General features: G+C 69.7%; 18 protein-coding genes. 8 read left to right on the top strand and 10 right to left on the bottom strand.

What is annotated here, in order from left to right:
• Positions 1-114: 114 nt before the first annotated feature.
• The gene (locus tag ACWGJP_RS13855; RefSeq protein ID WP_452330387.1) at positions 115-1,596 is read right to left on the bottom strand and encodes a sensor histidine kinase; all 1,482 of its coding nucleotides are present in this window, start codon (positions 1,594-1,596) and stop codon (positions 115-117) included.
• Between the two features lie 24 nt (positions 1,597-1,620).
• The gene (locus ACWGJP_RS13860) at positions 1,621-2,007 is read right to left on the bottom strand and encodes an Rv3235 family protein (protein ID WP_452330388.1); all 387 of its coding nucleotides are present in this window, start codon (positions 2,005-2,007) and stop codon (positions 1,621-1,623) included.
• A 124-nt stretch (positions 2,008-2,131) separates the two neighbouring features.
• Between ACWGJP_RS13860 and ACWGJP_RS13865 the strand changes: the two genes are divergently transcribed.
• Positions 2,132-2,719 carry a hypothetical protein gene (locus tag ACWGJP_RS13865; RefSeq protein WP_452330389.1) on the top strand — a complete coding sequence of 196 codons (588 nt, stop codon included), beginning with the start codon at positions 2,132-2,134 and terminating at the stop codon, positions 2,717-2,719.
• Between the two features lie 24 nt (positions 2,720-2,743).
• Here ACWGJP_RS13865 and ACWGJP_RS13870 read toward each other — a convergent pair whose 3' ends face one another.
• On the bottom strand, positions 2,744-3,019 hold the full coding sequence (locus ACWGJP_RS13870; protein WP_452330390.1) for a helix-turn-helix domain-containing protein: 276 nt from the start codon (positions 3,017-3,019) through the stop codon (positions 2,744-2,746).
• Positions 3,020-3,117: 98 nt separating this feature from the next.
• On the opposite strand from ACWGJP_RS13870, the gene ACWGJP_RS13875 reads away from it, so the two are divergent.
• On the top strand, positions 3,118-3,735 hold the full coding sequence (locus tag ACWGJP_RS13875) for an SAF domain-containing protein (RefSeq protein ID WP_452330391.1): 618 nt from the start codon (positions 3,118-3,120) through the stop codon (positions 3,733-3,735).
• A complete protein-coding gene (locus ACWGJP_RS13880; protein WP_452330392.1) occupies positions 3,732-4,994 on the top strand; it encodes an AAA family ATPase in 1,263 nt (420 codons plus the stop codon). Before ACWGJP_RS13875 ends, ACWGJP_RS13880 begins: the two co-directional genes overlap by 4 nt.
• Here ACWGJP_RS13880 and ACWGJP_RS13885 read toward each other — a convergent pair.
• Both ACWGJP_RS13885 and secA read right to left on the bottom strand, forming a co-directional pair.
• Entirely contained in the window at positions 4,885-6,111 is a 1,227-nt protein-coding gene (locus tag ACWGJP_RS13885) for a pyridoxal phosphate-dependent aminotransferase (protein WP_452330393.1), read from the bottom strand. The two genes, ACWGJP_RS13880 and ACWGJP_RS13885, sit on opposite strands and share 110 nt — an antisense overlap.
• A 109-nt stretch (positions 6,112-6,220) precedes the next feature.
• Positions 6,221-9,022: a preprotein translocase subunit SecA gene (secA, locus tag ACWGJP_RS13890; RefSeq protein WP_452330394.1), complete on the bottom strand. Its 2,802-nt coding sequence runs from the start codon at positions 9,020-9,022 to the stop codon at positions 6,221-6,223.
• Positions 9,023-9,210: 188 nt separating this feature from the next.
• Between secA and ACWGJP_RS13895 the strand changes: the two genes are divergently transcribed.
• Positions 9,211-9,807, top strand: a complete 597-nt coding sequence (locus ACWGJP_RS13895; protein ID WP_452330395.1) for a PadR family transcriptional regulator — start codon at positions 9,211-9,213, stop codon at positions 9,805-9,807.
• 65 nt (positions 9,808-9,872) lie between these two features.
• The gene (locus ACWGJP_RS13900) at positions 9,873-11,207 is read left to right on the top strand and encodes a hypothetical protein (RefSeq protein WP_452330396.1); all 1,335 of its coding nucleotides are present in this window, start codon (positions 9,873-9,875) and stop codon (positions 11,205-11,207) included.
• 44 nt (positions 11,208-11,251) lie between these two features.
• On the opposite strand, the gene hpf is transcribed toward ACWGJP_RS13900, so the two are convergent.
• The 5 genes from hpf to mtrA all read right to left on the bottom strand — a co-directional run bounded on the left by hpf (position 11,252) and on the right by mtrA (position 16,858).
• Positions 11,252-11,908 carry a ribosome hibernation-promoting factor, HPF/YfiA family gene (hpf, locus tag ACWGJP_RS13905; RefSeq protein WP_452330397.1) on the bottom strand — a complete coding sequence of 219 codons (657 nt, stop codon included), beginning with the start codon at positions 11,906-11,908 and terminating at the stop codon, positions 11,252-11,254.
• Positions 11,878-12,681: a ComF family protein gene (locus ACWGJP_RS13910; RefSeq protein ID WP_452330398.1), complete on the bottom strand. Its 804-nt coding sequence runs from the start codon at positions 12,679-12,681 to the stop codon at positions 11,878-11,880. The genes hpf and ACWGJP_RS13910 overlap by 31 nt, the downstream gene beginning before the upstream one ends.
• 81 nt (positions 12,682-12,762) lie before the next feature.
• Positions 12,763-14,466, bottom strand: a complete 1,704-nt coding sequence (locus ACWGJP_RS13915) for an LpqB family beta-propeller domain-containing protein (protein WP_452330399.1) — start codon at positions 14,464-14,466, stop codon at positions 12,763-12,765.
• Positions 14,463-16,169 carry an MtrAB system histidine kinase MtrB gene (gene mtrB, locus ACWGJP_RS13920; protein ID WP_452330400.1) on the bottom strand — a complete coding sequence of 569 codons (1,707 nt, stop codon included), beginning with the start codon at positions 16,167-16,169 and terminating at the stop codon, positions 14,463-14,465. The genes ACWGJP_RS13915 and mtrB overlap by 4 nt, the downstream gene beginning before the upstream one ends.
• An 8-nt stretch (positions 16,170-16,177) precedes the next feature.
• Complete coding sequence (gene mtrA, locus ACWGJP_RS13925; protein ID WP_452330401.1) at positions 16,178-16,858, bottom strand: MtrAB system response regulator MtrA; 681 nt, start codon at positions 16,856-16,858, stop codon at positions 16,178-16,180.
• A 170-nt stretch (positions 16,859-17,028) separates the two neighbouring features.
• On the opposite strand from mtrA, the gene ACWGJP_RS13930 reads away from it, so the two are divergent.
• Genes ACWGJP_RS13930 through ACWGJP_RS13940 form a run of 3 tightly spaced genes read left to right on the top strand, consistent with a single transcriptional unit; the run spans position 17,029 to position 20,140 of the window.
• Positions 17,029-18,315, top strand: coding sequence for a glycerophosphoryl diester phosphodiesterase membrane domain-containing protein (locus ACWGJP_RS13930; RefSeq protein WP_452330402.1), 1,287 nt, complete (start codon positions 17,029-17,031; stop codon positions 18,313-18,315).
• Complete coding sequence (locus ACWGJP_RS13935; RefSeq protein WP_452330403.1) at positions 18,312-18,950, top strand: DUF4129 domain-containing protein; 639 nt, start codon at positions 18,312-18,314, stop codon at positions 18,948-18,950. The genes ACWGJP_RS13930 and ACWGJP_RS13935 overlap by 4 nt, the downstream gene beginning before the upstream one ends.
• On the top strand, positions 18,947-20,140 hold the full coding sequence (locus ACWGJP_RS13940) for a DUF4350 domain-containing protein (RefSeq protein ID WP_452330404.1): 1,194 nt from the start codon (positions 18,947-18,949) through the stop codon (positions 20,138-20,140). Before ACWGJP_RS13935 ends, ACWGJP_RS13940 begins: the two co-directional genes overlap by 4 nt.
• Positions 20,141-20,142 lie beyond the last annotated feature (2 nt).

Raw genomic sequence — 20,142 nt, forward strand, 5'->3', positions numbered from 1 at the left:
TTTACACCCCCAACCCGCAAACCGCGAGCCCAGACGGTCTGGTGGGCTCGTTTTTGTTTATAAGACACCGGCGCGGCCCCGCCGATGGCGGGGCCGCTCTCGTGCGTTCGGGGGTCAGCTCTTGATCCAGCGCAGCGGGATGTCGATGGTCACGACCGTGCCCTCTCCCTCGCTGCCGCTCCATTCGATCGTCCCGCCCAGCTCGCCCTGGATGAGCGTGCGGATGATCTGCGTGCCGAGCCCCTGGCCGACCCTGCCCTCGGGGAGCCCGTGCCCGGTGTCCGACACCGTCACGCGCAGATTGTGCTCGGTGCGCGCGGCATCGATCGTGACGAAGCCCTCTTGACCGGCGAGCCCGTGCTCCACGGCGTTGGTGACCACCTCCGTGAGCGCGAGCGCGAGCGGCGTGGCGTACTCGCTGGGGAGCACCCCGAAATGGCCGCTGGAGCGCGTGCGAGCCCGCGTGTTGGGCGCGGCGGCCACCTCGGCGACGAGCTTGAGGACGCGGTGGAAGACCTCATCGAAGTCCACTTGCTGCGTCAGGCCCTGCGAGAGCGTGTCGTGCACCACCGCGATCGAGTCCACCCTGCGCATGGCCTGAGTGAGAGCATCCCTGGCTTCCTCGGAGTGCGTGCGCCTGGCCTGGATGCGCAGCAGCGACGCCACCGTCTGCAGGTTGTTCTTCACCCGGTGATGGATCTCGCGGATCGTGGCGTCCTTGGTGATGAGCTCCTGCTCCTGGTGACGCAGCTCGGTGACGTCGCGGCAGAGGACGATCGCTCCGATGCGCGTGCCCTGATCCTTCAGCGGGATCGCCCGCAGCGAGACGGTCACGCCACGGGCCTCGACGTCCGTGCGCCACGGCGCACGCCCGGTGACGACCACGGGCAGCGACTCGTCGACCTGGCGCGAGGGCGGGACGAGACGCGTGGTCACCTCCGCGAGGGACTCGCCCTCCAGCTCGTCGTCGAATCCCATCCGGTTGAAAGCGGAGAGCGCGTTCGGACTGGCGAAGGTGGCGATGCCGTCCACATCGATGCGGATGAGACCGTCTGAGGCGCGCGGCGCGCCCCTGCGCGGCGAGGTCGGCGCGGCGGGATCCGGGAACTCGCCCCAGGCGATCATGCGGAACAGGTCGTTCGCGCAGTCGTCGAAGGTGATCTGCTGCCGGGAGGGCGTCCGCGCCTCGCCGAGGTTCGTGTGCCTCGTGACGACCCCGACGATGCGACGCTCCGCGTCCTTGCCGCGCTCGACCGTGATCGGAACGGCCCGCACCCTCGTCGGGGTCTCCTCGAACCAGTCCGGAGACGAGGAGTCGACGATCTCCCCCGACTCGAACGCGCCCTGCACCTGCGTGCGCCACTGCGGTCGCACCCGCTCGCCGACGATGTCCCGATAAAACAGGGTCGCGGCGCCGCTCGGGCGGGCATGGGCGACGGCGACGAAGGAGGCGTCCGCTGTCTGCACCCACACGACGATGTCCGCGGAGGAGAGATCGGCGAGCAGCTGACCGTCCCCGGCGAGGCGATGCAGCCATTCGACGTCGTCGTCGGTCAGACGGCCTTCCGCATGGACGAGATCACTGAGAGTTGACACCCCATAAGCCTAGGCCGTGACGCGTCAGAGCACGGCGAGCGACGTGGTCCGCCAGCGCCGATCGAGACCCTCGAGACGGATGGCCACCGCCCTGGTCCGGCCCGGCCCCGCCACGACCACGACGGCCTCCACGACCCCGTCCGCGGGCGCGCTGTACCGCAGCGACAGGATCGCGAAGGAGGGCCGCGCGGCGATGACGCCCCTGGCGCTGCGCGCACGGGCGGCGAGGTTCGCGCGGGTGACGAGCTTCGCGTAGGCATCCTCGCTGAACCATCTGGCGAGCTGATCGACCTCGCGCACCCCGGCGATCACCTCCAGGACTCCCTGGGTGATGCTGCGCAGCAGCGGCTCAGGATCGGGCAGGGAGGCTGCGGGCGTCGGCTGTCTGGCGAAGTACTCGTGCAGTGTCATGGTCGTACCGCTCTCGTGTGACGTGCCGAAAGTAGAACACGCACGTCGCACGCCGTGCGGCGCCGGCGACCGGGATTGTGGATAACTCGTAGTCCGGTCTCCGCGTCGCCTACGCTCTGTTCTCGTGCACTGGGATCGCATGTTCGAGGACCTCGAAGGCCAGCTCGCCTCCGAGTGGGAGGCGGAGCGCGCAGCGCTGGACGCCGAGTCGGAACGGCTGCGGATATCCAAGGTCGAGCTGAGGGCGCGGATGCGGTCGCTCTGCGGCCGAGGCGCCGTCGTGCGTGTCGATCTGCGATGCGCGGGTGGTCTGGTCGTGACACCGACCGAGCTCGGTGCGGACTGGGTAGCGGCCTCCGTCGACGGCGAGCACGGGATCTCGATCATCCCGCTCGGCGCGATCGCCGGGATCCGGATGGATCACGGCCTTCTCCTTTCGACCCTCGAGCCTCTCGTGGCCGAGGCCTCGCTGCGGGAGAGGATGACGTTCGGCTTCGTCCTGCGCGACCTCGCGCGGCGGCGCATCCCGGTATGGATCGACGTCGTCACGGGGCACGCGGACCACGGGACCATCGACCGCGCGGGCGCGGATCACCTCGACCTCGCGGAGCACGACGCGGGGGCACCGCGACGCGCCAGGGACGTCCGCGGCATGCGGGTGGTGCCCTTCAGCGCCATCGACCGCGTGCGCATCGACACCGCGCACCCCTGACCCGCGCGTCGGCGCCTCCGTGGGTCAGGACGTGAGCGGCGACGTGCCCCAGACCTCCGGGAAGCTCGCCTCGTTGGCCTGTCGCCACAGCGCCATCCGCCTGGCCTGCTCGGACTGCTCGGCGAGGTACTCGGACAGGCTCGATTCCTCCACGCGCCACCGCTGCGGCGAGCCGAGCTGCGACCCGCGCAGCCGACCCTCGTGGATCAGCGCGATCACCTCGGCGACCTCGATGCTCAGCAGCTCCGCGACCTGAGCGGGAGCAAGAAAGCGCGGTGTCGTGGGGAGCGCGTCTGCCATTCCCCCATTCTCCCCCTGCATCGCTGCACCTTTCCAGCCGAATCCGTCCTGTGGATAACTTTGACGCCCATGGGACTCGATCTGTGACGATGTCCTGCATGACGACACCGCGCTCACGTGCGGGCAGAGCCCCGTGGGGCGACGTCCGCTTCTACATCGGCATCGCCCTGGTCCTGCTGTCGGTCATCGGGGTGTGGCTCATCGTGTCGACGTCCCGACAGACCGCACCCGTCCTCCAAGCCGATCGCACGATCATCGTCGGCGAGGCGATCAGCTCGAACGATTTCGTCGTCGTCGAGGCGTCGCTCGGCGCGGCGCAGGAGGGATACCTCGCACCCCAGGACCTCGTCCCCGGCCTCGTCGCGACGCGGACGCTCTCCCCCGGCGAGCTCGTGCCATCCAGCGGCGTCGGCGACGCCGATGAGCGCCGCACCACGACGGTGGTGGTGGAGAGCACGATCGGTCTGCCAGCGGAGCTCGGCGCCGGCTCCGTCGTCGAGCTCTGGCAGGCGCCTGCGACCGAGGAGGGATTCGACGAGCCGCGCATCCTCGTCGCGGACGCCACGGTGGCGGCGCTCGTCAGCCGAGACGGCATGCTTGCACAGAGCTCCACCGCCGTCGAGCTCGTCATCGACCGCGCCGACGTCGCAGAGGTGCTGTCCGCCGTCACCGGGGGCGCCGCGCTGTCGATCGTCCCGACGGGCGCGCTGCCATGACGCGCATCATCCTCGCCCTGGACGAACCGCTCCGCTCGCGGATCGCGACGATCCTGACGGACGAGGGGGCGACGATCGTCGGCCTGATCCGACCGGGAGAGGCCCCGGACGCCGTCCACGACGATGCCGCAGCCCTCATCGTCCCCGCCGCGCGTACCGCGGTCACCAGCGGCGTGATCTCGGCATGCGATCGTGCCGGCATCCGCATCGTCGCGCTCGGAGACACCGATGCGCGCTACCTCGGACGTCGCGGAATCATCTCGATCCAGGCGGAACCGACCGCGGCGCAGATCCTCACCGCGGTGTCGACGGCGATCCCTCTCGTCTCGCAGGTCGAATCGCAGCCCGCGCGCATCACCGCGGTCTGGGGATCGCACGGCGCGCCTGGGCGGACGACGATCGCGATCCAGCTCGCGGTGGAGCTCGCGCGGACGGGGCGCTCGACCGCCCTCATCGATGCGGACACGGTCGCACCGGCGATCTCGCAGCTGCTCGGGCTCGACGACGACGCGCCAGGCATCGCCGCCGCCTGCAGGCGCGCAGAGCTGGGGGGCCTGGATGCGGCCGAGCTGAGCCGCATCGCCGCCTCAGTCGAGACCAGCGGAGGAATGATCGACGTGCTCGGCGGAGTGAACAGACCGAGCAGATGGCCCGAGCTCAGCGCATCGCGACTCACCGCTGCGCTCGGCGCGTGTCGCGACTGGGCCGAGCGGATCGTCGTCGACGTCTCCGCCGCCTACGACGCCGACGAGGAGGTCACCTGGGATCTGGCCGGCCCTCGTCGCCACGCCGCGACCCGTGCGGTGCTCGGCGCGGCGGACGAGATCCTCGCCGTCGCCTCGGCCGACCCGGTCGGGGTGTCACGCTTTCTCCGCGATCATGCCGAACTGCGCAGTCTCGCCGAGGGAACCCCGGTGAGGGTGATCGTGAACAACGTGCGGCCCGGTCCGCTGGGCATCGATGCGCGCGGTCAGGTGCGCCGCACGCTCGAGCGCTTCGCCGGCATCGCAGACGTCGTGTTCCTCCCCTACGACCAGCGAGGAGCGGACGCGGCGCTGCTGCATGCGAGACCGATCGCCGACGTCGCGCCGCGGTCCCCGCTGGTCGCGGGCATCCGTCGCCTCGTCTCAGCCAGAGAGGCGCCCGAGGTCACTGCCGATAGCTCGAGAGGAAGTTCCCGAGCCGCTCGATGGCCTCGCCGAGCACGCGAGGCTCCGGCAAGGTCACCACGCGGAAGTGATCGGGCGTCGGCCAGTTGAAGCCCGTGCCCTGGACGAGCAGGATGCGTTCGGCGACCAGCAGATCGTAGACGAACCGCTCGTCGTCGTGGATCTCGTGCACCTCGGGATCCAGCCGCGGGAAGGCGTACAGCGCCCCCTGGGGCTTCACGCACGACACGCCGGGAATGGCCTCGAGACCTTCCCAGGCCACATCCCGCTGCTCGTGCAGACGCCCCGTCGGAGCGATGAGCGCATCGATGGACTGCACGCCGGAGAGCGCCGCCTGAACCGCGTGCTGCGCGGGCACGTTCGGGCAGAGCCGCGTGGAGGCGAGCAACGTGATGCCCTCGATGAAACCCTTGGCGTGCTCCTGCGGCCCCGTGATCACCATCCATCCCGAACGGTATCCCGCGACGCGGTACGTCTTGGAGAGTCCGTTGAAGGTGAGGCAGAGCAGGTCCGGCGCGACGGTCGCCGTCGGGATGTGCTGCGCACCGTCGAAGAGGATCCGATCGTAGATCTCGTCGGAGAGCAGAAGCAGCTCGTGCTCGCGGGCGATCTGCACGATGCCCTCGAGCACCTCGCGCGAGTAGACGACGCCGGTCGGGTTGTTCGGGTTGATGATGACGATCGCCTTCGTCTGCGGCGTCACCTTGGCACGGATGTCCTCGAGGTCCGGCTGCCAGCCGTTCTGCTCGTCGCAGAGATAGTGCACCGGCGTGCCGCCGGCGAGGCTCGTCATCGCCGTCCACAACGGGTAGTCGGGGGCGGGGATCAGCACTTCGTCGCCGGCGTCCAGCAGCGCCTGCATGGTCATCGTGATGAGCTCGGAGACCCCGTTGCCGAGGTAGACGTCGTCAGGATCGACGTGCGGGAAGCCCTCGATCTGCTCGTAGCGGCTCACCACGGCGCGGCGAGCGGAGATGATGCCCTTGCTGTCGCTGTAGCCGTGCGCGGTCGGCAGTGCGGCGAGCATGTCGTGCACGATCTGGTGCGGAGCCTCGAACCCGAAGATCGCCGGGTTCCCGGTGTTCAGCTTGAGGACGCTGTGGCCCTCCGCCTCGAGACGCGCCGCCTCCGCCGGAACCTTCCCGCGGATCTCGTAGAGGACGTTCTTGAGCTTCGACGACTGGTCGAAATGGCGGGAGCGGGTCATCGCCCAAGCCTACTCCCGCACGAAGAGCGCCTTCGTCGCGGACGCCGATGCATATGCCACCGGAGCCCGATTGGACCCCGGTGGCATCGCCCGCACCGTCGCGGCGCGGTTACTTCTTCTTGCCTGCGGCTCGACGCTGCGCGCGGTTCTGAGCCGCGGGCGCGTCGCCCTGGGTCTTCTGCCCGAACGCTCCGCGCTCCGCAGGAGCCTCCGCGGCCGGCTCGCCCGCGGCGGCGGCCGCCGCCCGGCGCACGCGATCCGTCGCTGCCTGCTGCACCTGCCCGCGCTCGTTGCGCACCTCGACGTCGCCGGAGTCGCTGGGCGCGGAGTACTCCAGGCGCTGCTCCGGAGCACCGTCCGCCAGCCCCTTCGCCTCGACCGCCGCGACGTCCTGGCTGCCCTCGGCGCGACGCACCTCGACCTCGAGGTTGTAGAGGTAGCCGACCGACTCCTCCTTGATCTGACCCATCATCGACTGGAACATCGAGTAGCCCTCGCGCTGGTACTCGATGAGCGGATCGCGCTGCGCCATGGCCCGCAGGCCTATGCCGTCCTTGAGGTAGTCCATCTCGTACAGGTGGTCGCGCCAGCGGCGGTCGAGCACCTGCAGCACCACGCGGCGCTCGAGCTCACGCGTTGCCGGGGCGCCCAGCGTCTCCTCGCGGTTCTCGTAGGCGATCCTCGCGTCGGAGAGGAGCTCACGGATGAGGCCTTCGGAGGTGATGCCGCCCTTGCGCCCCTGCGCTTCGGAGACGACCTCATCGATGGTGACGCCCACGGGGTAGAGCGTCTTCAGCTCGGTCCACAGCGCGTCGAAGTCCCAGCTCTCGTTGTGGCCCTCGGCGGTGTGATCCTTGACGACACCGGTGATGGCGTCCTCGATGAAGTGCTGCACCCGGTCGGCGATGTCGTCGCCGTGCAGGATGTGGCGACGGTCGGTGTAGATCGCCTCGCGCTGACGGTTGAGGACGTCGTCGTACTTCAGGACGTTCTTGCGCATCTCGGCGTTGCGCGCCTCCACCTGAGACTGGGCGCTGCGGATGGCGCGGGACACGAGGCCGGACTCGATCGGCACGTCGTCCGGGAAGTTCGTGCGGGCGAGGATGGCCTCGGCGGCGCCCGACTGGAACAGCCGCATGAGGTCGTCCGTGAGGCTGAGGTAGAACCGGCTCTCGCCGGGGTCGCCCTGGCGGCCGGATCGACCGCGCAGCTGGTTGTCGATGCGGCGGGACTCGTGGCGCTCGGTGCCGAGCACGTACAGTCCACCGGCCTCGGCGACCTTCGCGCCCTCCTCTGAAACCTTCTCCTTCATCGCCTCGTAGGCCTCGTCCCAGGCGGACTCGTACTCCTCCGGGGTCTCGACCGGGTCGAGCCCCTTCGCCTTGAGCTCCTGCACGGCGAGAAACTCCGCGTTGCCGCCGAGCATGATGTCCGTGCCTCGTCCTGCCATGTTCGTGGCGACGGTGACCGCGCCGAGGCGTCCGGCCCTGGCGACGATCTCGGCTTCCCTGGCATGGTTCTTGGCGTTCAGGACCTCGTGCTTGACGCCCTTCTTGGCAAGCAGGCGCGAGAGGTACTCGCTCTTCTCGACGCTCACGGTTCCGACGAGGACGGGCTGCCCTGCGGCGTGGCGCTCGACGATGTCCTCCACGACCTGCGCGAACTTCGCGGTCTCGTTCTTGTAGACGAGATCCGCCTGGTCCTTGCGGATCATCGGCCGGTTGGTCGGAATCGGGACGACGCCGAGCTGGTACGTCGACATGAACTCGGCCGCCTCGGTCTCGGCGGTACCGGTCATTCCGGCCAGCTTGTCGTAGAGACGGAAGTAGTTCTGCAGGGTGACGGTGGCCAGCGTCTGGTTCTCAGCCTTGACCGGGACGTTCTCCTTGGCCTCGATGGCCTGGTGGATGCCCTCGTTGTAGCGACGCCCGACGAGGATGCGCCCGGTGTGCTCATCGACGATCATGACCTCGTCGTTCATGACGACGTAGTCGGTGTCCTTCTTGAACAGCGCGAGCGCCTTGATCGAGTTGTTCAAGAACGAGATCAGCGGGGTGTTCGCCGACTCGTAGAGGTTGTCGATTCCGAGGTAGTCCTCGACCTTCTCGATGCCGGGCTCGAGGACGCCGACGGTGCGCTTCTTCTCGTCGACCTCGTAGTCGACGCCCGCCTCGAGCGTCCTGGCGATCTTCGCGAACTCGGCGAACCAGCGGTTGGCCTCGCCGGAGGACGGCCCGGAGATGATGAGCGGGGTGCGCGCCTCGTCGATGAGGATCGAGTCGACCTCGTCCACGATCGCGAAGAAGTGGTCACGCTGGACGAGATCCTCCTTGCGCCACGCCATGTTGTCGCGGAGGTAGTCGAAGCCGAACTCGTTGTTCGTGCCGTAGGTGATGTCGCAGGAGTACTGCTCCCTGCGCACCGCGGGCGTCTGCCCCGACACGATGATCCCCGTGGTCATGCCGAGCGCGCGGTACACGCGTCCCATCAGCTCCGCCTGGTACGAGGCGAGGAAGTCGTTCACGGTGATGACGTGCACGCCCTTGCCTGCGATCGCGTTGAGGTACGTCGGGAACGTCGCGACGAGCGTCTTGCCCTCACCGGTCTTCATCTCGGCGATGTTGCCCATGTGCAGCGCGGCACCGCCCATGATCTGCACGTCGTAGGCGCGCATGCCGAGCGTCCGCTTGGCGGCCTCGCGCACCGCGGCGAAGGCCTCCGGCATCAGCTGGTCGAGGGTCTCGCCCTTCTCGTAGCGCTCGCGCAGCTCGACGGTCTCGTTCGCCAGCTCCTCGTCGGTGAGCTTCTCGAAGTCCTCCTCCAGCGCGCCGACGGCCTTCACGACCTGGTTGAGGCGGCGAAGGATGCGTCCTTCGCCCGCGCGCAGCAGCTTCTCAAGAGGATTCGCCACTTAAGTCATCTCCCTGTTGTGGGTCAGGACCCGGCCGCCCCGATGGGGCCGGTGCCGGGCATACTGTGCCATGTTACCGGTCTGTGACCTGCGCGTGGCCTGCACACCGGCCCTGCACGGACGATCCATAGGTTTCCCGTCATCCATATACTCGGTAATGCTTTCACTCGCCGCCCGAAGGAGCCCGGATGTCCGTCCGCCAGAGCCTGCTCGCCATCCTCGATCAGGGGCCCTGCTACGGCTATCAGCTGCGCGCGGAGTTCGATCGGCGCACAGGCTCCACCTGGCCCCTGAACGTCGGTCAGATATACAACACCCTCGAGCGCCTGGAGCGCGATGGCCTCGTCTCGCGTGGAGAACCGGACGAGCACGGTCACGTCTACTGGGAGATCACCCCCCCGGGGTCCTCCGAGGTGACCTCCTGGCTCTCCTCCCCCGTCCGGCGCGCTCAGGCGTCACGCGACGAACTCGCGATCAAGTTGTCCCTCACAGCGACCCTGCCCGGCGCCGATGCGACGGAGGTCATCAGGACGCAGCGCACCGAGACCGAGCGACGACGCAGCGAGCTCGCCGACGCCGCCCAGGATCTCGACAGGGATCGGGATCCGGCGGCGCTGACCCGCGCCCTCATCCTCGACGCGATGATCTTCTCGGCGGAGGCGGAGCTGCGCTGGCTCGATCACGCCGAGCAGCGCCTGTCGACGCAGCCCCCGCACGCGATGGCGTTGGAGATCGACCCGGTCCGCCCGCGCCGCGGCCGCCCGACACGGGCCGTCGCGGTCTGAGCATCCGCGTTCGCCCCTGGCGGATGCACAGCCGGCGCATGGCATACGGAAAGTAGGATCTGCTCATGGCTGGATTTTGGGGCAGGCGCAAACGCGAACAGGAGGCTCAGGCGGCGCAGGATGCCGACCTGGCCCGCAAGGCCGAGCAGGCGCTCGTCGCCGCGGACGAGCGGATCCGTACGGCGAGCGACGAGCTCGTCTTCGCAGAGGCCGAACTCGGCGCCTCGCTGACGAAGGACCTCACGACCGCTCTGGATGCCGTCCGCACCCACCTGCGAGAGGCGTTCCAGCTCCACCAGCTCAACCACGACGAGATCCCCGACACGGATGAGGAGCTGCGCACGCGCAACGCGCGCATCGTCCAGCTCTGCGAGTGGGCGGAGGACCTCCTCGACGAGAAGACCGACGCGCTCTCGGCCCAGGTCGCCCGTGTCCGCCAGGCGCCCCAGGTCATCGCCCAGCTGCGCCAGGACGCCGAGGCGCTCACGGCGCGCATCCCCCAGGCACGCACCACGATCGAGCGGCTGACGGCACGATATGCGGAATCCGCCGTCCACCAGATCGCCGCGTCCGCAGACGAGGCCGGCCAGCTCGTCGCCTTCGCGACGCACGGGGCGGATGTCTCGGAGCGTCGCCGTGCGGCGCGACAGAACGAAGAGGCGAACCTCGCCCTGGAAGCCGCCACGGAGGCGATCCGCAGGGCCGGCGTCGTGCTCGACGCGGTCGAGGATTTCGAGATCGAGGCGCTGCGCGCGGAGTCGACGCTCGCCGAGGTGGTCGCGGACTCGCGTGGCGATGTGATCGCGGCACGCACCGCCCCCCAGGTTCCCGCCGTGACGGGAGCCGTCGCCGACCTCGAAGCGGCGCTCGCCTCCCTTGCTCCCTCAGGCTCGAGGAATGATCCTTTCGCCGAGCTCTCCCGGCTGCGGACCGCGAACACCGCGCTCGACGAGGCGATCGCCACGGCGAGACACCGCGCCGAGCATCCGCTCCCCTCCGTCGCCCAGGTGCAGCACGCGCTCGATGACGCCGACCGTCAGCTCGGCGTCGCCCGCAGCCTCATCGCCGGTCACCGCGGGTGGATCGGCGCAGACGCGCGCACGCGACTGGCCGAGGCGGAGCGACTGCGCATCGACATCCCCGAGAAGATCGCCTCCGAAGACACCCGCGAGGAGGCGCTGGCCGGCGCGCGCCGCGTCGCGCAGCTCGCCGCAGAGGCGCTCCAGCTCGCCCAGCGCGACATCGACTCCTCGCGCCCTCAGCAGCAGCCGTACGACGACTGGGGCGGCGGTGGCGGATGGGGCGGCGGCGGACGCCGTGGAGGCGGTGGAGGCGACCTCGCCTCCGGCATCCTCGGCGGCCTCGTCATCGGCAGCATCCTCGACGGCATCTTCGACTGACGCAGAAAGGCCCGGCCTCTCGGCCGGGCCTTTCTCTTCGTGCCTCAGGACGCCAGCGCCTCGGCGGGCGGTGCCTGAGTGGTCAGGGAGATGACGCCGTAGTCCCAGCCCTTGCGGCGGTAGACGACGCTCGGGTGGTCGGTGCGGACGTCGACGAAGAGGAAGAAGTCGTGTCCGACCAGCTCCATGCGATCGACGGCCTCCTCCACGGTCATCCACTCCGCATCGAAGTTCTTCGTGCGGATGACGACGGGAGAGTACGCCTCTTCCTCGTCGTTCTGGATGGGGACGGAACCCGTGGCGACGGCGTGCAGCACATCCGCGGATGCCGGCTGGACGTCGATCCCCGTGAGGGCCCCGCTGCCCTTCTCGAAGTGCGCGCCTCGGGGATGCTGGCGTCCGTCGACGCGCTTCTCCTTGGCACGGCGCAACTGCTCGCTGAGCTTGTCGATGGCGAGATCGAGGGCGACGAACTTGTCGCCGTCCGTCGCCTCCGCCCGGACGACCGGGCCCTTGCTCACGAGCGTGAGCTCGACCGTCTCATCCGGAACACGACCGCCTCGATAGGCCCGGTGGGTGACCTTGACATCGAGTCGTTGGGCGCGTGCGGCGAAGGCTGCGATCCTGGCGATCTTCTCTTCGACCACGTCCCGGAAGCGATCACTGATGCTCACTCCCACGCCGACGATGCTCGTTTCCATTCGTGCCTCCTTGTCCCGGTCTGCCCGGCCAAGGGCGGACCGTGGTCGCCTTGTGACCCCCTACCGTAGTCCCCGTTCCCTCGGATGTCACCATTGATTTCCGATGAGTCCGGTGTGTCTCTTCCGCGACGTGCCGTGGCGGCAAGCGCGACGCATCCGACGACATCGAATCCCGCGCGGGTCAGCACCGCCGATGCCTCGGAGAGCGTGGCACCGGTCGTGACGACGTCGTCCACCACGACCACCGCGCGGCCGTCTCCGGCACGGGTCGCACGCATCGTGCCCGCGACGTTCATCGCACGCTGCTCCCTGCCGAGCAGACGCTGATCCGAGGCCCTCCCCGTGGACGCGAGAAGGCGCACAGGGCGCGCGCCCGCTGCACGGATCAGGAGCTCGGGGACGCGGTAGCCCCTCGCACGGAAGGCGGACGGGCGCGTGGGAACGGGCACGCACAGCGCGTTCGGCGGGATCACCGCCGCGAGCGCAGCGCCGAGCGGACGGGCGAGCATCGTCGCGCCCTCCTCCTTGAGCGCCCGTACGCAGCGCGCTGCCACACCCTCGAACGCGAGAGCTGCGGTCGCCTCACCTCCGCGAGGAAGGCGCGCACGCAGCGGGGCCGGAGCCACCGCCTCCGCGCATCCCTCGCAGAGCATCCACCCCGGCGCGTCGCACCCCGCGCAGGATGCGCCGAGGAGCAGCCCGAGCACCTCTTCGCAGAGCTTCCGCCCGGCGCGGAGGAGGGCGGCGGGGTCGGTGTCCGCGTGTGAGGTCATGCGTTTCAGCTTCGGGGACACCGCCCGCCGCTCACGCGATCGGTGGACGCATCCGATCCGCGCGTGGTCGTGCAGGAGGTCTCAGAACCCTGCGCGGGTCCCGAGCACCTGGACCCCGCCGAAGTACTCCTGCCACACCGAGGCGCGCGGCGCGAACACCAGACCTTCCGCATCCAGGACACGGAGGCTCGACCGATCGGCCGCTCCGGCGATCATGCTCGCATCCGCCGGCGCGAAGCCCGTCACCCCTGGCCCTCCGACCGGCTGTGTGAGCAGCACGCCGTCCTCGCCGGTCACGAGCACGACGAGCTCGCCCGAGCCGAGCCACGCGAGCTCCGCTCCGCCCGTCGAGATGTCGACCAGCTCCTTCGCCGGGCCGAGGCCCGTCGGCACCCCGGATTCGTCCCTGATGATCGCGGCCACGACCACGCTCTGATGCCCGCCCACCGCGATGACCGCGGCGATGCGGGTGCCGTCGGAGGCGACTCTGAGAGCGGTGATGGCTGAGGCCTCCGGCCAGGAGCCCTCCACGTCGATCGCCGCGGCATCCGCATCGGTCGCGTGCAGGGCCACCGGATCGCGCGACGGCACCGTCCAGACGTAGCCGAGCGGATCGATCGTCGGTCTGACCAGGCCCGGTCGTTCATCCAAGGCGGTGACGCGGCCCTCGCCGATGGCGAACACCGTGCCCGAGACGGACCGGGTCGCCACGAAGGACTGGTTCGCGGCGAGCTCGATCGACGTGAACTGCTCATCGATACCCGCGAGCTGTTCCGAGATACCGGCCACGTCGGTCAGCTCGCCGCCCACGAGCGTGCCGAACCGGTCGTCGGCGAGGACGAGCGTCCCCGACTCCGCCCCGCCGCCGGTCAGCGGCACCGTCTGGGCATCCAGCGTGCGCCCCTGGACCGTGAAGCGCACCTCGCCGACTCCTGCCGCGCGCAGGCTCGCCTGCAGCTGCGTCCGCATCCGTGCGAGCGTCACCGTGTCCAGGCTCAGCGCGGCCTCGCTGAGCTCCACCTCTGCGATCTGACCGTCGAGGGGAACGGATGCCCTGGCGAGGGTGACGTCGGCGGGGAAGGCGTTCTGCACGGCCGGCAGGAGCCACTCCGCCGGCCCGTTCTCCAGGACGGTCCTGGTGATCCGCGTCACGACGTTGGTCTTCGGGTACCAGCGCACGTCCGGCACGAGCCGCGTCCAGCTGCGGTCGAAGTACTGCAGCTGATAGGGGCTGAAGACCTGCTCGAACGCCGCCTGGTCGATGACGATGCCATCCGGCGCGTCGGAGATGCGCCAGTCGCCGTCGTCATTGCGCTCCAGCGCGAACGTCAGACCGGTCGCCCCCGATGCCTCCGTGTACCCTCCCCCGGCATCGACGCTCGCGACCTGCTCCAGATCGACGACCATCGTTCCCTCGGTCTCCGACTCCAGGGTCTCGGGGTCGAGATCGGCGGACGCGAAGACGCGGGAGGAGACCGTGGCGTCGATCGTCACGCCGGAGCGCGGAGCCCAGGTCTCGGCGAACTCCGCCGTGAGGAACTGCCTGGCGATGTCCCACTCCCCGGCCGGCGAGATCGAGGCCTCCAGGAAGCCGGAGACGATCTGCTCCGGAGAGGCTCCGCGGACCGGGCCGGAGGCCACCTGGGTGAACTCCGTGTCGGTCTGGGTCTGGCCGACGGCGAGTCCGTTGCCGACGGGGCCCGAGGTGGGTAGCCCCGCGCAGGCGGTGAGCGCGAGCAGGGCGGCGGCGACGGCCGCGGCTCTCAGCATCCGCGGCGCGTTCATCGGCGTCCTCCGTCGTCTTCCGCTCCGCCGAACTCGTCGGCGTCCAGCTCGTAGCGCACCTGCGAGAGGTGGATGGGCTGTGTGGCGTCCGCGACGTCGCCGAGCGCCTCCTGCGGCTCCAGCGGCACCGGTGACGCGCCCTGCAGGTCTCCGGACTGTCGCGGGATCGTGAGGACGAAGTTCGATCCGACCGCGAGCTCGGACCAGACCTCCAGCCTGCCGCCGTGCAGACGTGCATCGCCGAGCGAGATGGACAGCCCGAGCCCCGTTCCGCCGATCGTGCGCTGGCGCGAGGGGTCGGCCCGCCAGAACCGGTCGAAGACCCGCTCGGCGTCCTCCGCGCGCATCCCGAGGCCGAAATCGCGTACACCGGCCGCGACAGCGTGCTGATTGCTGTCGACGGTGATCACGATCGGCCTGCCCTCGCCGTGCTCGATGGCGTTGCCGATGAGGTTGCGCAGCACCCGCCGCACGCGCCGCGGATCCATGTCCACGGGCGAGTATCCGCCCGGCGCGACGAGCCGCAGCTCGCTGCCGTGCCGGTCGGCGAGCGGACGCATCTGCTCGATGACGTCCTCCGCGAGGTGCGCCAGACTGGTCGCCTCCCATTCGAGCTGCACCGAACCCGCGTCGTACCGACTGATCTCGAGCAGGTCGTTCAACAGCGTCTCGAAGCGCTGCACCTGGGTGTGCAGCAGCTCGGTCGTGCGGGACGTCGTCGCGTCGAACTCCTCGCGCTGGTCGTTGAGCATGTCCGCCGCCAGCCTGATCGTCGTCAACGGCGTGCGCAGTTCATGGGAGACGTCGGAGACGAAGCGCTGCTGCACGAGCGACAGCTCGCCCAGCTCCTTGATCTGCGCCTCGATGCTGTCTGCCATCGCGTTGAACGAGCGCCCGAGCGTGGCCAGCTCGTCCTCGCCGCGGACCGGGATGCGCACGGCGAGATCGCCGGCGGCGAATCGGGCGCTGGTCTCCGCCGTCTCGACGATCGGCACGGACATCGACCGGAGCACGATCCAGGAGATGCCGGCGATGAGGGCGACGAGGATGCTTCCGGCCAGCCACAGCGTGCGCTGGACGAACACGAGCGTCTGCTCGGAGTCGGCCAGGCTGTAGGCGATGTAGACCTCGAACTCGCCGACCTCCGGCACCTCGAGCTGCTGCCCGACGACGATGCCGGGGACGACGGCGCCGGCGTCCTCGAGCGCGATGGACTGCCATTGCTGGAGGTCCTCGGCCGCCTTCACCCTCGTGCGCAGGGCGTCGCTGAGCAGGTCGCCGCTGAGGCCGGGCGAGGTGAAGCCGTTCAGGGTAACGTCATCGGCCTGGACGTCGATCTGGAACGCCGTGATCCGGTCGGAGGAGGACACCCGGTCGAGCTCGCCCTGCACGTTCAGCCAGAGCGCGCGCAGCGCCGTCCTGTCATCGCCGACATCGGCGGAATCGAGGGTGTTCTGCGCCGCCGCCACCGCGCGCTGGGCATCGGAGAGCGCCTGGTCCTTGCGGGAGACGAAGAGATCGTTCTGGATCACGAGCGCCATGATCGCGCAGGTGATGAAGACGGCCACCGAGGTCAGCAGCAGTGTGACGGAGATCGTGCGGAAGCGCAGCGAACGTCGCCACAGCGCGGCGATGTTCTCCGGCCAGCCGCGCCAGTCGCGCCAGAACGCGACAGTGGTGCGCGTCGCGCTCGTCGCGATCACGATGTCTCCTAGCCGACGCTCCCCGCGCGGTAGCCCACGCCGCGCACGGTCATCACGATCCTCGGGTTGTCCGGATCGAGCTCCACCTTCGCGCGCAGACGCTGCACGTGCACGTTGACCAGCCGTGTGTCCGCCTTGTAGTGGTAGCCCCAGACCTGCTCCAGCAGCATCTCTCTGGAGAACACCTGCTGAGGCTTGGAGGCGAGCGCGACGAGCAGCTGGAACTCCAGCGGCGTGAGGGCGATCGGCGTCGAGCCTCGACGGACCTCGTGCGCGTCGACGTCGACGAGGAGATCGCCGATACGCAGAGCCTCCGAACCGCCGGGCGATGCGGGGCGGAGCCTGGTGCGGATGCGGGCGACGAGCTCCTTGGGGTTGAAGGGCTTGACCATGTAGTCGTCCGCGCCGACCTCGAGGCCGCGCACGACGTCGGCGGTGTCCGTCCTGGCGGTGAGCATGATGATCGGGACGCCGGACTCGGCGCGGATCCTGGTGCAGATCTCGATGCCGTCCATGCCTGGCAGCATGAGGTCGAGCAGGACGAGGTCCGGCCGCTGCGTGCGCCATTCCTCGACGGCCTTGGCGCCGTCCGCGCAGAAGACCGGTTCGAAGCCCTCGGTGCGCAGCACGATGCCGATCATCTCGGCGAGCGCGGTGTCGTCATCGACCACGAGGATGCGTGAGGTCATGTGTGCCCAGCTCCGACTTTCTCTCCCAGGGCGCCGTCCGGGAACACACCGGACGCACGCGAGTTTTCTCAGCGTACTTCACGACACGCCGCGAATCACGGAACCCGCCGCCCTGCCGTCGACGGTGGCGCGTGTGACACGATGGGAATGCGACTGTCGGAGGGAGCGCCGTGAGCGGACAGATGTGGACACCTGCACCCAGGCGCGGGATCGTGCCGCTGCATCCGTTCACGTTCGGCACGGTGCTCGGGCGATCCTTCGCCGTGCTCCGTCACAACCCCAAAGTCGTGCTGACCTTCGCCGTGCTCACGCAGCTCGCCTTCACCATCGTCGCGGCCGGGATCATGGTCGTCATCCTCGTGACCACGATCGGGAGGCTGGATCGCGTCTCCTACGGATCCCCCGACTTCGAGCCGCTGCTCATCGGCACCATCGCCATCAACGGGGTCGCCGGATTCGTCATCGGCCTGCTCTCCGTGGCGTTCACGGCGCTCCTGCAGGGCGTCGTGGCCGCGGAGGCGAGCTTCGCCGTGCTCGGGGAGAAGGTTCCCCTCGCACGATTGTGGGGGCGGATGCGCCCGGTGTTCTGGCGTCTGTTCGGATTCGCGATGCTGCAGATCCTCTACATGATCGCCCTGGTGCTCGTCATCGTGCTGATCCTCACCCCGCTCGCCATGGCCACGGGCGCCTCTGCGGACTTCGTGGGGATCGGCATCGGCGTCACGGTGCTGATCGTGCTCGCCGCGGTGCCGCTGAGCGTATGGCTGTCGACGAAGCTGCTGCTCACCCCGAGCGTGCTCGTCTTCGAGCACGCCACGCTCAGAGGCGCGCTCGTCCGATCCTGGCGCCTGACCCGTGGCAGGTTCTGGTTCGCCTTCGGCGTGACGATCGTCATCGGCCTCATCATGGGACTGGCGGCCCAGGTCATCGCGACGCCGGCGTCGTTGATCTCCGGCATCCTCATCCCCATCCTGGCTCCCACGGGCTCGACGGTGGATCCGACGGCGATCATCCTCGCCGTCGTCCTCGGCGGTCTCCTTCCCCAGATCCTCCTCCTCGTCGTCCAGGCGATCGCCGTCGTCGTCCAGTCGACCTCCGCGGCGCTCGTGTACCTCGACTGCCGCTTCCGCTACGAAGGGCTCGATCAGACCCTGCTCGCCCACCTGGAGCGACGCGAGCTCGGCTGGTCGGCGGAGCAGCTCGGCGATCCCTATGCGGTCGACCCCGCCAGGGCGGTCTCCCGCACGCCTCCGCCGCAGCCCGTGTACGCGCAGCCCGCGTTCCCGCAGCCCGGCTACCCGCAGCCCCAGCCGCAGGGCTACCCGCAGCCGCAGGGCTACCCGCCCGCCCCCTCAGCGATCGTGCCTCCCCCGCCGTACATCGCGCCGTCCGCGCCACCGGTACCATCCGCTCCCGTCCCGCCGGACGACTCCCCCTGGGCTCCGCCGCGCGCATGATCGCGGGGTGGGAGGTGTTCATCCCGGACGGGGACGACGCGCGGCGCTGGGCCGAAGAGGAGCTCGCCGATCCGCGATACGCCGATGCACGCCCGACCTGGTTCGACCTGCTCGCCAGGGATGTCGCGCACTTCCTCGCCGATCTCTTCTCCCCTCAGGGCAATGCGAACGCGGGGCCGATCGGGCTCATCATCGTCTGCATCGTCGTCGTCGCCGTTCTCGTCGCGGCACTCCTCGTCTGGGGACGGCCTCGAGCCGCCCGATCGGTCCGCCGCGGCGGCGCCGACCTCCTCGGAGGCGCCGACGACCGCACGGCGGCGCAACTGCGCGCCGACGCGGACCGGAGCGCGCGCGGGGAGGACTGGGAGGCGGCCGTCGTCCTGCGCTTCCGCGCGATCGCGCGCGGGCTCATCGAGCGCGACCTCCTCGATCCCGCCCCCGGAGCCACCGCGCAGGCGATCGCACGGGAGGCCGGTGCCGTCTTCGCCGATGAGCGCGCCGCGTTGACGGCATCCGCCGCGCAGTTCGACGACGTGCGCTATCTCGAGCATCCGGCGGACGCCGAGGGATATCGGCGCCTCGTCGCCCTCGACGAGCGCCTGACCGCCAGGCGCATCGAGGCGGTGCCGGCATGAGCACCGTGCAGGATCCGGCGAGCGCCACCACCGCCGCACCGCGCCGCTCCCCTGTGACGCGGTGGATCGCATGGGCTCTGCTGTGCGCGCTCGTCATCGGCGGCGCGTTCGTCGTGGCCCGCGTGAACGATGTCCTCTCCATCCCGACCAGGGGCGCGCTCGATCCCGAGAGCGCAGGCCGTGACGGAGCGCTCGCGCTCGTCGAGATCCTCCGCGATCAGGGTGTGGAGGTGCAGGTCGTCCGATCGCGCATCTCGGCGGCCGACGCCCTCAGGGAAGGGTCGACGCTCGCGATGACCGATCCCTACGCGCTGTCCGACGAGGCGGTGCGCGCGATGATCGCCCCGGCAGACCGCGTCGTGGTCCTCTCTGTGAGCGCCAGGATGCTGCGCCTCCTCGATCTCGGAGAGGACTCCTTCTCCTCGGCGTCCGGCGCCGTCGAAGCGTCCTGCGATCTGCCGGAGGTGTCGGAGGTGGGACGGATCCGCCCCGACCGCCTCATCGTGCCCGGTCCAGGAGTGACCGGGTGCTTCGCCGAGTCCGATGGGGCATCCGCACTGCTGCAGACCGACAGGGAGGGCGCCTCCGTCTCGATCATCGAAGCCTCTCGCCTCGTCAGCAACGGTTTCCTCGCCGAGGACGGCAACGCCGCCCTCGGGCTCGCCCTGCTGGGCCAGAGCGACCACGTGGTCTGGTACGTCCCCTCCTTCCTCGACGGCGACCTCGAGGCGCAGAGCGAGCCGAGCCTCGGAGACCTCACCCCCGCCTGGGTGACGCCGGCGATCCTCCTGCTCGTGGCCGCCCTCATCGCCGCGGCGATCTGGCGGGGACGGAGATTCGGACCGCTCGTCGCGGAGACCCTCCCCGTGACCGTGCGGGCGTCCGAGACCATGCACGGCCGGGCCAGGCTCACGGCGAAGGCCGCCGATTCAGGACACGCCGCGGATGCGCTGCGCGAGGGCGCGATCCGCCGCCTCGCACGCCGACTCGGCCTTCACGAGCGCTCCAGCGCGGGAGAGGTCGCGGACGCGAGCGCCGACCGCCTGCGTGTACCGCGTTCGGATGTCGCGGAGCTCCTGTCGGGATCACCGCCCCCCGACGACGAAGCGCTCGTCCGGCTCGCACGCCGCATCGCCGATCTTGAGGCCGCTGTGGAGGCGGCGAGCCAGGACGGACGCCGCCGACCATGACC

The organism is Microbacterium sp. NPDC055903 (assembly GCF_053615555.1).